Genomic DNA, 15,346 nt, shown 5'->3' with positions numbered 1-15,346 from the left:
TACCGCTTCCACCAGGTATCTTTACAAAATCTTCACCTTCTGCATTAACGCTGTACCACAATTCATATCCTAAAATACGCCCATTCAATGCATTTTCCTCTTGACGTGGAACATATTCAAGCTTTCCTACATCATAAATACTGCCCAGGTCAATAGTTATACTATTATTAATATCATTTGAAATGTCGGGTTTTGGATCATGGCTGTAAGCGCTATGCCACCTGGATGATTCATTTCCGTCTACAGCATTTCCTGCTGGCCCGTCAGCACCACTCTTTTCTTCACTGTCAGCCACCGCTGTCATTTGTGATGAGGGGATTCTTTTCTCCTCAACAACATTAACTATGCATGTATCTTTAATCTCCGTTCCTTCTAAAGTTGCTGTTATAGTTGCTGTTCCTTTCTGTTTACCAGTTATGGTACCATTATTATCTACTAATGCTACCGGCACATTATCAGATTCCCAGATGATTTTTTTATCCGAGTTGCTGACAACATTAATTTTTACGCTATCATTCAGAGGAACATCTACACTTGTTTCTTCTATATTTATAACATCTGGAAGTTCCCCAGCGGGTTTCAAATCATATTGTTTGCCTGCCACTGTTGCAAATGTATAAATATCACCCAGACTATTTGTTTTTTTAGTCGTTTCTACTTCTTTGCCATCTGCATAAACTTTTAATTCCAAACCTTCTGCCTGCCATGGGTTTAACACCGAACAGTCAGTACCTTTTTCGCTATAAATACTGGCATGAATAGTCTGACCAAATGTATTTTGTTCGCCGCTCACGGTAAACGCACCGTAAGCCCTGAGATCTTTAAAGGAAGCTGACTGCGTTTCATACCAGGTAGGAAAAAAGTTGATAAATCCTTCATGACTCTGCATCAAACATTCCATAATTGCACTGGAGAACAGGGAACCACCGATATCTCCTACCGTGTTATTTGGGCGCATTCCCATCCAGTCACCCATTTTGCTGTCTACATAACCCTTCTTCATAGCATTTAACCATACATCAGGGTTATAACCAACTCTTGCAGCCGTCATTGCTGCTCTAGTCTGTTTGTCACTAGTACCAAACTCCTGTTTCTTCTCCAGCCAAGTCAATATTTTATCTTTTTCTTCCTGTGAGGAAGACGGTCCTACCAAATCATAAAACGCAAATCCATACACATTGAAACAGGAATGAGTAGTATCATTATCTCTTTCCTCATCTTCTCTGTAATATGCTTTACCATCAATTGTTTTTGTGGGATATGGTGCTAAATGTGTATATACTTCATTCCATTCTGCACGTTTTTCTGCATCCAATCCCCTTTCTTCACTGATTTCAATTGCATTTTTAAGAATATAGGCAGCTCCCGCCAGATCTAACGTCGCATTTTTATGGGCTTTTGTATCTTCATAAGTAGCACCATATATGTTATATTGACTGCCGTCTTTTTCTGCATAATCCACCCAAAAATCTGCTGTATCTCGTAATTTGGGGTAAAGATTTTCATTCAAATAATCTTCATCTAATGTAGATTTGTAATATGTTATCATCGGTTGAAGTGTCATGGTTGCATTGGATGGAGAACACCAGTAATCGTTTACACCGTCATAATTTTCTGTACGGATTCCCCATGGACCAATATGTGTTGGAAAGAGAGAACCCCGAACCCCTTTCGTAAATTTTTCCCTTGATGAATTATTAATGATATAATTCAGATACTTCGGATCCTGTGCCTTTTCCACACCATTATCCCAGTATGCCTCTATTACTTTTGTATAATTATCCATGTGGTTCAATCGATTAGCAGTAATGGCTGTTCCCATCGGTCTTTGTACATCACTGTTCAATGTATAATCGCCTGTCCAGTTCGGTGCCACACTTCCACTCCAGGGAAATAACCCCGTGGTTACACCTTCCGCACGATGTTCACTAACTGCCTGTAAAGCACAGCCAATCTGATACATGTGTCCAAAATATAATTTTTCAATGGAATCTGATCTTTCATCCAGTTTAATGTAAGATTTCAACCAGTAATCTTTCCACCACTGTTGATGGCGTACTTTTGCTTCTGCAATTTTATCCACAGTATCATATTGTTCTACTTTTGAGATTGCATCTTCGTAGTAAGTAGCAGAATCTTTACCGCCCTCCACTGCGGAGACCACCTGAATGGTTTCACCAGCATCAACAGATAAACTAAACTTACTTGTATGATTATCCACATTTACAATTTCCGGATTTTTTCCTAATATTCTGGCAGCCAGTGTTGCATGCACCTGAGTACCATATGTAGCTGATACTGCATGCCTTGTCGCTGTAATTATGCCTTTTTCCTTATCAATTTTGGACTCTGTACTTGAATGCCCGCCATTGTTTGATGGTGGAGGAGTTGTCCATGCTGAAATATCCAAATCTATGGGTGCATCTGTTTTATTTGTTATCTCGGATATTATAAGGTTTTCTTTTGCAGATATCCATGTAGTTGTATCATAACCGCTTTCAGAAGAACCTGATGCTTCTGCAAGCTTCATATTCTGTGTCATAGAAAAAGTTCCATAAGTTCCTGTATCGTCCGTACGCTTAATATCCAATCCCCCAAAGCCCACATACTGACTGTCTCGGTTACTATCAGTCAATTCTTCAAAATTATCAAGCCTTGTAAGATAAATTGACTGATTTTTCCTATCACCGGTTTTCTTGCCGCTTAAAAAACCAAGTACTGTTCCGTTTCCCATCAGGGGGCCGTCCGGTGTATGCCTTGTTGTTGGATCAATCGTGGATGGTTGTGTATAAACACCCAGGTGTGAATCCAGTAATGCGGAGACCTCCCCCCACTGTGGCTTTGCTGAATATACCTGGGATACCTCCGCTGCTTTTGCATTATCTGCAGGCGCAACAACCGATAATCCGGATACAGCGATGCATAACGCCATTGTACCTGCTAAATACCGTTTCATCTTTTTCACTTTTTTCATCTTTTTTCTTCTCCTTCGTTATAAAATTTTACTTAAGACTACCCTCTTCGTTTTCCCCTTCCTTGTTACTTAAGGTAATTACTTATGTATCTCTATGATTATTTTACCAAATCCTTTCTAATATTAAATAGAGAAATCTACCTTTTTAAGGTGGACTTTTCTTCACCCTTATTTTCGTTCAGACTATTTTTAAAAAGTATATACTTCTACAAAGTACAATTCCTTTTTAACAGAACTGCACATGCCGTCCAGGGTCTCATTCTTTCTACGATGATCTCACCGCCTTTCAAGCTGATTACTTGGTTATGATAACCATTTGCTATATAAAATCCCTCTGGGGCAGGAATTTTTATCCGCTCTTCCGCTTTCTGAAAACTATGGCAGACAACCATAATCTCTTCTTTTCCTTCCCTGACCAGTACCTGGGTACCCGTCGGATCATGCATATTTCTGCTTCTGTTTCCATAAATGCGGGTGATCCCTTCCATAAGGACTCCTTCCAGCTCCCGGTAAAACGCCAATCCTTTTTCCACTTCCATCCATTGTTCATCCGATAATTTATCGATCTCTCCCGATAGACAGATTCTTCCAAGGAATCCCGAAGCCAGCCGGTACCGCAGTTCATCCACGCTCTGGTCTGCATGCAGCACAACCCAGATCTGACATTGCCTTGGCAGCATCAGATAGTGTTCATTGGCTACTATATAAGGAATCTCCCTGGATTCATGAGCATCCGAAAAGGAACTCATAGCACTTACTCCTAACATAGACGGCTCCAGCCGGTGCCCTCCGGATGCACAGTTTTCTATAATGATATCCGGTATCTGCCGCTTGATTTCCTGAAAAAATTCTCTTACTGCCGCCAAATGCTGTCTGAGCCCCTCCCCTGGACTTATCCCGCTGTCTGTGTCCCCGACTGATGCGGACGATACACTTCTTTTATCTCTGTCATTTTTGTCACTGTCCCGGCTGCCGTCGCATCCGATTCCGATACAGCCGTTATAATCTACTTTCAAATAACCGATTTCATTTTCGATCAACATGTCTATTACATGCACCTGAAGGTATTCCCGGACATCCTTTCTCCTGAAATCCCAAAATGTCCTCCAGCCACCTACATTTATCACAACTCCATTGCTTTTTAAATGCATATCATCGTATGCATCCGAATAAGCCGGAGAACCTTCTGTCGTTACTTCAAATTCCATCCAGAGTCCCGGAATATACCCCATCTTTCTAAAATCAGTGCTCATTTGTTTCATATCCGGAAAGCGCTTTTCATCTGCCAGCCACTCTCCATTGCCTCTTTGTTCCTGGCCATTCCGGCTCCAGCCGGCGTCTATCACCAGATAACGGATTCCCTTTTTGTCCAGGCATTTTGCATAGTTCATCATTTTATCCTGGGTCGGGTCCCCCCAGGATGCGCAGTATTCATTGAATACGATTGGCAGCCCATTTTCTCCATAACTGTCACAGGCTGTATTCTGCATATCTGTTACAGACTGGCAGGCTTTGGCTATATCTCCCTGTACACAGGACAAAAAAGCTGTGGGAGCCTCAAATTCTTCTCCCGGTTCCACAGTACGGCTCCACTGCCCGAACTCGTAATCTCCCAGACCCCCGCTGAAAGATATACTGTCTCCTAACCTGGTTACTTCCATCTGCCAGGTGGCATTGTGGCATAACTGGGCTGTCCAGAATACCTTATTTTTCCGGTCCTCCACAGATGCAAGAGGAAAGTATCTGCCAACCGGAAAGCTGCCTGCCGATCCAAACCGCTCGCTCACCGTAAACGGGGCACACCAGGCTTTCTCCAATGCGAGGCTTTCCAGGGTTTCATGAACATGTCTTCCCTCCACCGCCCAGCCTCCACGGAACCGGTGTAATTCCATCTGACCGTTTCCATCCTCTTCCTGGAATGGACTCAGATTCTCAAAAGCAAAACTGGATAACATCTCCAGGGTCAACGGCTGCTGTCCTGTATTTCTGAATTTTGTATTACAGATCAGCCCTTTTCTGCCATCTATCCAGGTAAGGGAATGCAAAACCTCATATCCTTCCGGCGATACTAATTTTGTCATCACCGTTTTACTGGCTTCATCCTCAAGCAGAGACTGGCTTTCATATTTCAGACAATCGGTACTCTGGCTGTATTTCATAGTCATTCCGCCGGAAACCCCACGGCTGTGGTGCTGCAGATGCAGATGCACCAAACTGCCCGTTTTCCACTCCCTGTTGTAATTGGAACGCTGGCTGAAGGGCTCTGCTTCCCGAAGCCAGGCTTCTTTCACCGTTCCATTCAGCTGCCTGGGAAGCAGCCACAAAGATATGTGCCTGTTAACGTCAATTAAATAAATTAATTTATATTCACCGAAAATATATTCTTTTGTCTCCATCATAACAAAAATATCCTTTCCAAGATTAGTCATACGACAGTTGTTAATAACTTGCGTTTATAACTCTAATCCATTAGGGGGAACAAGCTAAGCCTTGTTCCCCCTAATCATCATAATAAATATTATTTCGCCATAGATCGAAGTTCAAATCAAACCTGGACTGAATTAACCTTTCACCGCTCCTGCTGTCATACCTTCAATAATATATCTCTGTCCAATCAGATATATAATAATAACCGGTGCCATAGTCAGTACGATATAAGCACATATTAATCCCCAGTCCGTAGACCATGGTGAGGAAAATTCTCCATATACACCATACATAGAAAGCATTACCCCCCATTTCTTACTATCTGTCAAAAGATATAATTGAGATTCAAATCCGTTCCATGCGCCCATGAAATTCAAAATTATTCCCGTCATAGTAACGGGTTTCAATAACGGGAAAATAGTCCGAAAAAACATTTTCCATCCTGTAGCACCATCCATTGCAGCTGCCTCATCCAGTTCCCTGGGAATACCTTTTATAAAGCCGGTGAACAAAAGCATAGAAAAGGATATTCCTTGGGTTGCTGTTAGTAAAGTAGCTCCCAATATACTATTTGTCATATTCAGTCGGCTCATTACCAGCATAGTACTTACCATATTGGTTGTTGCAACAACACCAAAGAAAAAGTAACTGTAGAGTGCCTTATTTAGACGATTCACAGATCTTACAAGAATAAATGCTGCCATTGCTGCAGTTACATTACTCATAATCGTAGAAACGATAGATATAATTAAACTATTTGCATAGCCGCGCAGCATATTTCCTTTTACAAAAGCATTCATATAATTATCTAATTTCAGCTCTTTCGGCAACTCCAAAGAAAAGAATGCTGCTTCTGCAGCCGGTTTCAGAGAGTTTAAAATGATCAATACAAACGGAATCAGCACAACAATAGAAAAACCCCAACAGACAATCTGCAATATGCTCATACTTAATTTTTTTGCTTTCATTATGCTGACACCTCCCTCTTACTCGATTGTTTATTGACAATATAGGAAATTACGGTAGTCATAATCAATAACAGGACATTCATTGCAGAAGACAATCCATAATCTCCTGCGGAATATTCACGGTAAACCATGGTTGCAATTACTTCCGTGGCATTTCCCGGCCCTCCATTTGTCAATGAATACACAATATCAAACGCACGGAAGCCATGAACTACATTTAAAACCAGATTGATCGTTACAGCCGGCATGATATACGGAATTGTAATATTTCGAAACAATTGCCATTTGTTTGCTCCATCAATACGGGCCGCTTCATAATAAGTTTTGTCGATTCCCTGCAATCCTGCCAGAAAGATAACCATATTTAGTCCGAAATAACGCCATACCTCAACACCTATTACAGATGGCATTGCTGTCTGCAGCGTAATTAACCATTTTCTCTGAAGCATGCCAAGGCCGATTAAATCCAGGAAGTTATTCAAAAGGCCGGTTGGGCTTAGGATTGTGGTAAACATAATTCCAATTACTATGGTAGAAACTGCCTGCGGTATAAAATATACAGAACGTAGTACATTTCTTCCAAATACTTTTCCATTCAGAAGCATCGCCAGTCCTAATCCTAACGCAACTTCAAAAACGGAGGTTGCCAGAGCAAATACGATCGTATTTATAATCGGTCTTACGTATTTAAACGGCTGGTCCAAAAAAATAAATTTAAAGTTATCAAGCCCGCAGAACTTAATATCAGTACTATAGACATTCCAGTTTGTAAATCCAAAATAGATACCCACGATGGTTGGAACCATAAAAAGTATCGTATATAATATAAAAGCCGGAAGTACCATACTACGTGGATACATGGAGCGCTGTAATGATTTTTTTCTCTTCATATCTTTATCCTTTTCATAAAGAGAGTCTTGGGCTTCTCTCTTTTCCAGTGAAAACCCAAGACTCTGTGATCGTTAATTTGTTTCACAATTATTCAACCGTTTTGAACATTTTCTGTCTTGCTGCATCCAGGGAATCTAATACCTGTTCCGGTGTCATCTGTCCGAAGAACATGCTCTGAATATTTTTACCAAAACTTCCATCTGCACTTGCATATAATACCGCCTGAGCAGGTGATGCCTGTGTTTTGTCACCAACCATTTCCATAATCGTTGTGAAATCCTTTGGTGCCATTGCGGTTGCACCTTCTAATGTAGACTCCAATAAGTCCGTACGTCCATCATAATATGTCTGTAAATTTTCTTCTTCTGCTAAAAAATTGAAATATTTTTTACATGCTTCAATATTTTTTCCATCTTTGTTAATCATACGTGTCATGCCTGCACCTGTCATTGATACGGTACTAAAATCATCTGTATATGGGCATGGAAATGCTAGATATGTATCTGCTGAAGGTCCGCCCGCTGCTTCAATATCATTTACATAGGTAGCCCATCCAAACCACATTGCACATTCTCCATTTGCCATCAGGGTTGCTCCCTGATCAAATGTATTTGATAAATAATTTTCACCGAAGTAACCTTTTTCGGCACTGTCTTTTAAATTTGTCAAAAATTTTAATGCTTCCTCTGATTCTCCAAAGGTGGTCTCGTTGTTATTCAGCTTTTCGAATGTTCCTGGTGCTTTTGTCTCAATGTTGATTGCACCGTCAAATGCCTGTGCACAGTACCATTCATCTTTACCTGAAAAATATACGGGTGTAATCCCAGCTGCCAGCAAAGTGTCACATGCCTCTGTGAAGGTCTTGTAGTCTGTCGGGACTGCAATATTATGTTCTTCAAAAATAGCGCTGTTATAAATCATTGCCCGAAAATCGCGTCCCCAGGTAGTAAATCCAACTAACCTTCCATTATAACTCGCCTGATCCATCATCCATTCTGGATATCTTGAAACCCACTCCTCATCTGACAAGTCAAGTGCATATTTATCAGTCTGAAGTCTCTGGAGCGCCAACCCCGTCTCACCCATGTAAATATCAGGACCTTCGCCTGAAGATAATCTGGTCATTAATACATTTTCGTACTGGTCATCCGGATTTGCTTGTAAGTCAACTTTAATTCCTGTCTCTTTTGTAAATTTATCTGCTAACTCCCTGTCTATGTCACGGATCCAACTTGCAGAAGCTGCTACTGTTATTGTAATATCTTCATCTGCTGCCTCATTTCCAACAGATGCTTCTGTTTCGTCAGTTTTGCGTGCTTCTGATGCATCTGCTTTTTCTTCTCCAGCTGTTTCTGTTGGGGCTTTTGTTTCCTCTGCTGGTTTTTCCGAAGCACTACATCCTGCCAATCCTCCAGTCATTGCAACTGCTAATATAACACTTAAGCTTTTTTTCACCATCTTATTCTTCATAATTTCTTTCTCCTTTATTTAATTATGCCTAACAGCTTTTCAGTTATTTGCTGTTTGCTATAATTGTATAATATCCGATTTCTAATCTTTTTTAAATAGACGAAGTAAACCACTAGAGGTAGACTTTTCTGCACTAATTTTTTATTTTACATAAAAAAACAGGCTGGCACAAAAGCTTTCTTTATGCACCGCCTGTTCAACACTCTCTTTAATTTCCTTTTTATCATGTTATATTTTCCTACAATTCACTTCTATACTCCGATGGAGTTTTTCCTGTACGGTTTTTAAAAATACGGCTAAAATAATGAGAATCTACATATCCAACCAATTCAGCAATCTGTTTTAAATCCATCTCCTTCTGTGTCTTCATGAGTTCTATTGCTTTATTCATTCTTACTCCTATAATATATTTAACTGGGGATTCACCCTTATGCTTTTTAAATACACGTGTCAGATAAGTTCCGTTAAAATGAAAAATTCTAGACAAATCCTCTACAGTAATATCTTCTGCATAATGTTGATCTATATAAGATTCCACCCCTCTCATTAGTACAGCACTCTTTTCCTCTTCAAATTCAAAACTTATATATCTCTCCAGTATATCCCAGATTGGATCCTTCATTTCTTCCATTTTATGAATAGAAAACATCATTTCCTGGAGCTGATATTCCAAATGAACCGTGTCCGGTGCAGATCTGAATTGCCCACGTTCAATTAAAAACCTAAGAATATGAAGAATATTTTTTTCCACTTGGCGCTGCTGTACCCCCGCTTTATCCATGGCATCAATATACACTAATATGTCTTCTTCAATGGCTCTTATACTTCCTTTTTTCAAAGAAACGAGAAGCTTTTCCTTAACATCACTTGCAGATAATTCTTTTATATTAACTACATCAGAAATTTTCTCCTGTACGACATATTGGCCAACTACAAGATTTTTTTCTAAACGTGTTCTCAACTTGTGAGAAGCAGCTTGTATATCCTGATATTCCACTACCTCTTCATTTAAGCAAATATATACCGGTACTTCCTGAATTCTTTTCCGGAGTTCCCGCAGAAGTATCTCTCCTTCTCTACTTATCTGTACATCATCCATTTTCTTAGAATATGCCACTACTAAAAACTTCTGATTAATATGCTTTTCATCTATAATCCAGAATGGAACATCTCCTTCCCTGAGATAGGGCACAATTTCCTCCCATATAATGTTTTTCCACATCTGCCTTATATATTTCATATGATTCAATGAGATCATATTCCATGGAAGATTTCCTATATTGATTAAAAACAGCGCAAAATACCGCCCCTCATGATCAAAGGGCAGAGATTTCTCATAATTTATGCCACTAATTGTAGACGATAATATCTCCCTCTCATTTGACTTACGCTTCGCAGTCAGAGATTTTTTTATACGAGTAAATACTTCCTCCAACTGTTCTGTTTCCAAGGGTTTCAAAAGATATTCCTCTACCCCCTGGCGAATTGCCTGCTGTGCATAAGAAAAATCATTGAAACCGCTCAACATGATAATCTTGACGTTTTCATTTTTCTGTCGAACTTCCTCTATCAACTGAATTCCGTTCATAATGGGCATTTTAATATCCGTAACAAGCACATCCGGTTCCATGGTCTGTATCAGCTTTAATGCATCCACCCCATTAACGGCAGTTCCAACCACAAAAAAGCCCATATTCATGCCTTCAATTTCCCTGACTACATCCCGCAAAATAATAGTTTCATCTTCTGCCACCACTACCGAATATTGCTTATCACCCATTTGTTTTTCCTCCAATTGTAATCTTTAATCCTCCATAAGCCGATCCCTGTAATGTAAAAATTGCATCTTCTCCATACGCCAGCTTCAACCTTGCGAAAATATTTAACAGTCCCAGTCCATCTATCTGTGCCTCTGGAATATTTTGTTCAGGGAGAAACGCAGCCAGCTTCTGTTCCAGTTCTGTGATCTGCAGTTCGTCCATTCCAGGTCCATTGTCTTCTACTTCGATTATCCATTTATTTTCTGTAAAACTCCCCTGGATATCAATAATCCCCTGTGAATAATTTTCGGATGAATACTTAATACTGTTCTCTACCAACGGCTGGAGCACGAGCCGAGGAACAGCTATTGTATCCATTTCTTCTGGAATATCAATATCCCAATGCAACCGTTCCTCATAACGTACTTTCATCAGATTCAAGTATTGTATTGTATAATCTTTTTCATTTTTTATCGTAACCAGATTTTTGTCAGAATTTGAAACATATCGAAGCATCTTTGATAAATCGGTACAGATTTCCACAATCTGTTTACTTCCTGCCTCTTTTCCCATGATCTTAATAATGGAGAGGATATTATATAAAAAATGAGGATTCATCTGAGCCTGCATGGCAAGCAGCTTCGCCTGAACTTCATGGGCACGTATAGAAACTATCGTATTCAGAGATTCCTGAAGCTCCTTGCACATCTTTACAAACACCTGATTCAGCTCTGATAACTCCAAAATATCTGTTTCAATCTCTTTTGGTTCATAAGAAGCAATTTCTTCCAGCTGAAGATCTTTCATAAGTCCGTTAAACTCCCTCAGAGGGCTGGACAGCTGTTTTGCCATTATATTTGTTATAATTCCGGTAATACCAATAACTACAACACCTATAAATAAAATAATATTCCGCAAATTTCGAACCGGTGCCAAAAATGTATCTTTTTCCCGAATAGCAAGGATCGTCCAGCCATACTTATCGGTATCGGTAGTAGCACTCACTAATACTTCATCCTTCTTCGTCTCGGGATTATTTAAAGTATAAGAAATCTGATTCGCTGTACTTTTCTGCAATTGCGCTACATAATATTTACCGCTTTTTTTTGACTCACTTTCATCATAGATCAGTTCACCACGCTCATTATACATAATAATCTTGCTATTATCACCTATATTGGTCAGCTCTAATAAATGTCTTTCAATAATTTTCCGGATCTCCTTAAATGCAATCTGAGTTTCCATTATTGCGGTAGGTTCCATTACATTTTCTTCGCATATAGCACGGCACATGGAGACAACCTCAACTTTCTGGCCTCCCCACACTGTCTTATATGGTTTGGAAAGAAAGATTTTACCATTCCGTTCTAGTATTTCTTTTTTGTAAGGAATCGCCTCAACTTCTTCCTGTGACAATTTCCTGATTGCAGGATTATAACCTACGCCGGCATAATTGCCATTAAAATTCATAAAGTTTAGTTGATAACTTCGGTATTCTTCCGGACCGCACACAAGATTGCTATATTCATTAAACTGTCTCTGTAATTCAACACTTTCTGCAGTAAACTTCTCTTCATCACTGAAAATCAAATTTTTAATAATCTTCGAAAACAGAATTCTCTTCTGCAGGTTATTCGCCTTCTCCAGATCCTGATCCATTTCATTTGCTATTGCATTGGCTGTCTGATACAAAGACTCCTGCGCTTTTTTCATAAGAGTATTCTTATTAAAATAATATATGATAAATAAAAATATCATAATGGATACAACACTTAGAATCAAGTAAGAGATAAACATTTTTTTCTGTATGGTTTTTCTGTTCTTTCCTATCGTTTTTCTCATCTGTTTATCCCCCACCATTCCTTTAATAGTAAATACTTATGATTTTCAGTATATCAAACATTATCATTTTTTGACAAGTGAAAATTTATTTGCCAGTTTTATAGCAACAATACCTTAATACACTCAATGATTTTTCTCTTAAATTTTGTATAGTGGCCTCGATGAATCCTGTGCTCACATAATATCCTTCTGCCTTGAAATGCCTTTATCCGAATTTATTCTTTAAATTTTTGTCATGGTGTTCTTCGTGCCAGACACTACCGCAACTGTACCGTCTTTTACTGCTGATTTTGTCACCTTGTATTTCAGGCTTCCAATCTTATGCACAGAAACTGCCTTTGGAAGTTTCACAGCTGGCTTACCGGAGGCGTCATTGGCTTTAGCTGTAAACCATTTGCAGCCAGCCTCAGTTTTTGAAACATTGCTATCATGTCTTCTTTCTCTGCTGATGGTTTTGCCGCAAGCGCTGAACCTTGTGCAATCGTATCCTTGAAAGCTTTCCAGCTTGCATCCGTAGAGTTCCCCTGTCCTTTAGTCAGAACCGTATTCAGTACGGACAAGATGGTCTGAAATTTCGCTTCCACATAGGAAGTATCTACTTTGACCGTTAAGTTCCTGAATGCATTTTTTGCCTGGTTTACTGTTCCATTTAAGTAGAACCTTTTTTATAATTAATTACCTGTCCTGACTGATCGGTACTCTTACAGCAGAATTTGCATTTTTCATTAAAGGGTTCTCCGATAGGAGGATTTCCTTTAATATAAAATAATATTCGACTGTATACCCATTTCTGCCAGACGATAACGGCAGCTCTTCTTTCTGGCTCCTCACCAGTTCCAGCATTAATAAGATATAGATTTTGTCGCCCATGATATCCTTTGAACCCCTTTTTACTCCCATGTTGTGAATATTCAGACAAAAAGAAATCCCGCAAGCATCATGCTTGCGGGACATTTTAAGACTATTATACAATTCCCTGTGCGTTCATAGCATCTACAATTTTTTCAAATCCTGCAATGTTTGCACCTAATACATAGTTGCCGTCCTGTCCGTAACGTTTTGCAGCGTCTGACATGTTATGGCAGATATTAACCATGATACCCTGTAATTTGGAATCCACTTCTTCGAATGACCAGCTCAGTCTTTCGCTGTTCTGTGACATTTCAAGTGCGGATGTAGCAACACCACCAGCATTTGCAGCTTTACCCGGAGCAAAGATTACACCGTTTTCCTGAAGGTATTTTGTAGCTTCCAGGGTTGTAGGCATGTTAGCACCTTCACATACTGCGAAGCAGCCATTTGCTACTAAAGTCTTAGCATCTTCAATATCCAGTTCATTCTGTGTAGCACATGGAAGGGCAATGTCAACTTTTGCTGTCCATACGCCTTTTCCTTCGTGGTATTCGGAATTTGGTCTGTAGTTTTTGTATTCCGTTAATCTTGCACGTTTTACTTCTTTAATCTCTTTTAATACATCTACGTCAATTCCTTCCGGATCATATACCCATCCGGTAGAATCGCTTACGGTTACAACTTTAGCGCCCAGCTGATGTGCTTTCTGGGTTGCATAAATAGCAACATTTCCGGAACCGGATACTGCTACTGTTTTGCCTGCTAATTCTTTTCCGTTGATCTTTAATAATTCTTCTGTTAAATATAATAAACCATATCCGGTAGCTTCTGTTCTTGCTAAGGAACCGCCGTAGGATAAGCCTTTTCCGGTTAACACGCCTTCATAAACGCCGCGGATTCTCTTATACTGTCCGAACATGTATCCGATCTCTCTTGCACCTGTTCCGATATCACCTGCCGGTACGTCTGTATCAGCGCCAATATATTTGCAAAGTTCTGTCATAAAACTCTGGCAGAATGCCATAACTTCTCTGTCTGATTTGCCCTTGGGATCAAAATCACATCCACCTTTACCACCGCCAATTGGAAGACCTGTCAGTGAGTTCTTGAAAATCTGTTCGAATCCCAGGAATTTAATAATTCCGATATTAACGGATGGATGCAGACGAAGACCGCCTTTGTAAGGTCCGATTGCGCTGTTAAACTGCACACGATAGCCTGTATTTACCTGAACCTGTCCCTTGTCGTCTACCCAAGGCACACGGAATTTGAATTGTCTTTCCGGTTCAACAAGTCTTTCAAGCAATGCATCTTTTCTGAATTTTTCTTCATTTGCTTCAACTACAACTCGTAAAGATTCCAGAACTTCTTTTACTGCCTGATGGAATTCCGGTTCAGCAGGGTTCTTTTTCACTACCAGTTCAATTACCTCATCAACATATGACATTTTAAAATCCTCCTTAGCATAAATGTTTTCCAGTAAAAACAGACGCTCCTCAATCCATCTGCCTCTACGTTTTAGTTCCATTTTGTATTATATAATGTACAGAAGCTGATGACAAGTAATTTTTTACATTTCTTTACATATATTCTCAAGCCTTTTTTACAAATAAGACTTGAGAATCCGTATGGTATCCTCTTCAAAACCCAGAAATTCTTCTGCGAGTTCATATACCATATTGTGCACAACCGGATTCTGATCCACTGTTTTTTTCACCTCAGTTAACCGTTCTTCTTTCTTTTGTATCATCATATCGGCTATGTGTGAGGTACTTACGTTGAAGACTGTTCCTGCCTGAAGGGAAGCCCAGCGTTTTGTTCTGTCCCCAAGCTTTAACGCCGTATCAGCCAATCCTTTTTCCCTCAGGCTGTCAGCAGCCCTTTCTTCCAGCCTCGAATACCTGGCTGCTTGGAGATTCAAATCCAGTGCCAGTTCGTCATCGTATACTTTACTTAAAATAGTGTGGATATCAAGAAGCGCTGTTTTACTTTCCTTACAGATTCCACAGAGAATCTCTTGTTCTGCATTCGTTATCATGATTAATTACCTCGCTTTTTCATAGCATGTGTATTAAAATCATAATTTATGCAGATTCTTCTTTTCATTCATAATTTAACCAGTGCAAACACATCAAAAAGCTTATGCACAACACAAAAACAGA

The 15,346-nt window shown here is 39.6% G+C and carries 11 protein-coding genes; all 11 read right to left on the bottom strand.

What is annotated here, in order from left to right:
* On the bottom strand, positions 1–2,974 hold a 2,974-nt coding region (locus tag ACH2DQ_RS25735), incomplete at its 3' end, for a discoidin domain-containing protein (protein WP_395028632.1).
* Positions 2,975–3,180: 206 nt separating this feature from the next.
* Positions 3,181–5,373 carry a glycoside hydrolase family 36 protein gene (locus ACH2DQ_RS25730; protein WP_394912240.1) on the bottom strand — a complete coding sequence of 731 codons (2,193 nt, stop codon included), beginning with the start codon at positions 5,371–5,373 and terminating at the stop codon, positions 3,181–3,183.
* Between the two features lie 162 nt (positions 5,374–5,535).
* On the bottom strand, positions 5,536–6,369 hold the full coding sequence (locus ACH2DQ_RS25725; RefSeq protein ID WP_394912241.1) for a carbohydrate ABC transporter permease: 834 nt from the start codon (positions 6,367–6,369) through the stop codon (positions 5,536–5,538).
* The gene (locus tag ACH2DQ_RS25720) at positions 6,369–7,259 is read right to left on the bottom strand and encodes a carbohydrate ABC transporter permease (protein ID WP_394912242.1); all 891 of its coding nucleotides are present in this window, start codon (positions 7,257–7,259) and stop codon (positions 6,369–6,371) included. The genes ACH2DQ_RS25725 and ACH2DQ_RS25720 overlap by 1 nt, the downstream gene beginning before the upstream one ends.
* Positions 7,260–7,347: 88 nt before the next feature.
* Positions 7,348–8,730: an ABC transporter substrate-binding protein gene (locus ACH2DQ_RS25715; protein WP_394912243.1), complete on the bottom strand. Its 1,383-nt coding sequence runs from the start codon at positions 8,728–8,730 to the stop codon at positions 7,348–7,350.
* 238 nt (positions 8,731–8,968) lie between these two features.
* On the bottom strand, positions 8,969–10,510 hold the full coding sequence (locus ACH2DQ_RS25710; protein WP_394912244.1) for a response regulator: 1,542 nt from the start codon (positions 10,508–10,510) through the stop codon (positions 8,969–8,971).
* Entirely contained in the window at positions 10,503–12,332 is a 1,830-nt protein-coding gene (locus tag ACH2DQ_RS25705; protein WP_394912245.1) for a sensor histidine kinase, read from the bottom strand. The genes ACH2DQ_RS25710 and ACH2DQ_RS25705 overlap by 8 nt, the downstream gene beginning before the upstream one ends.
* Before the next feature lie 347 nt (positions 12,333–12,679).
* On the bottom strand, positions 12,680–12,916 hold the full coding sequence (locus tag ACH2DQ_RS25700; RefSeq protein ID WP_394912246.1) for a hypothetical protein: 237 nt from the start codon (positions 12,914–12,916) through the stop codon (positions 12,680–12,682).
* A gap of 91 nt (positions 12,917–13,007) precedes the next feature.
* The gene (locus tag ACH2DQ_RS25695) at positions 13,008–13,202 is read right to left on the bottom strand and encodes a hypothetical protein (protein WP_394912247.1); all 195 of its coding nucleotides are present in this window, start codon (positions 13,200–13,202) and stop codon (positions 13,008–13,010) included.
* Between the two features lie 94 nt (positions 13,203–13,296).
* Entirely contained in the window at positions 13,297–14,631 is a 1,335-nt protein-coding gene (gene gdhA, locus ACH2DQ_RS25690; RefSeq protein ID WP_394912248.1) for an NADP-specific glutamate dehydrogenase, read from the bottom strand.
* A 156-nt stretch (positions 14,632–14,787) separates the two neighbouring features.
* The gene (locus tag ACH2DQ_RS25685) at positions 14,788–15,222 is read right to left on the bottom strand and encodes a hypothetical protein (protein WP_394912249.1); all 435 of its coding nucleotides are present in this window, start codon (positions 15,220–15,222) and stop codon (positions 14,788–14,790) included.
* Positions 15,223–15,346 lie beyond the last annotated feature (124 nt).

It is taken from the genome of Robinsoniella sp. (assembly GCF_034124845.1).
Note: the sequence above shows the minus strand (reverse complement) of the source record. Positions and strands in the feature narration are given on the sequence as shown.

Excerpts from the sequence above, each read along its gene's own strand:
- ACH2DQ_RS25725 (WP_394912241.1), bottom strand. The coding sequence starts at position 6,369 with ATGAAAGCAAAAAAATTAAGTATGAGCATATTGCAGATTGTCTGTTGG.
- ACH2DQ_RS25720 (WP_394912242.1), bottom strand. The coding sequence starts at position 7,259 with ATGAAGAGAAAAAAATCATTACAGCGCTCCATGTATCCACGTAGTATG.
- ACH2DQ_RS25715 (WP_394912243.1), bottom strand. The coding sequence starts at position 8,730 with ATGAAGAATAAGATGGTGAAAAAAAGCTTAAGTGTTATATTAGCAGTT.
- gdhA (WP_394912248.1), bottom strand. The coding sequence starts at position 14,631 with ATGTCATATGTTGATGAGGTAATTGAACTGGTAGTGAAAAAGAACCCT.
- ACH2DQ_RS25710 (WP_394912244.1), bottom strand. The coding sequence starts at position 10,510 with ATGGGTGATAAGCAATATTCGGTAGTGGTGGCAGAAGATGAAACTATT.
- ACH2DQ_RS25685 (WP_394912249.1), bottom strand. The coding sequence starts at position 15,222 with ATGATAACGAATGCAGAACAAGAGATTCTCTGTGGAATCTGTAAGGAA.
- ACH2DQ_RS25705 (WP_394912245.1), bottom strand. The coding sequence starts at position 12,332 with ATGAGAAAAACGATAGGAAAGAACAGAAAAACCATACAGAAAAAAATG.
- ACH2DQ_RS25695 (WP_394912247.1), bottom strand. The coding sequence starts at position 13,202 with ATGGGCGACAAAATCTATATCTTATTAATGCTGGAACTGGTGAGGAGC.
- ACH2DQ_RS25730 (WP_394912240.1), bottom strand. The coding sequence starts at position 5,373 with ATGATGGAGACAAAAGAATATATTTTCGGTGAATATAAATTAATTTAT.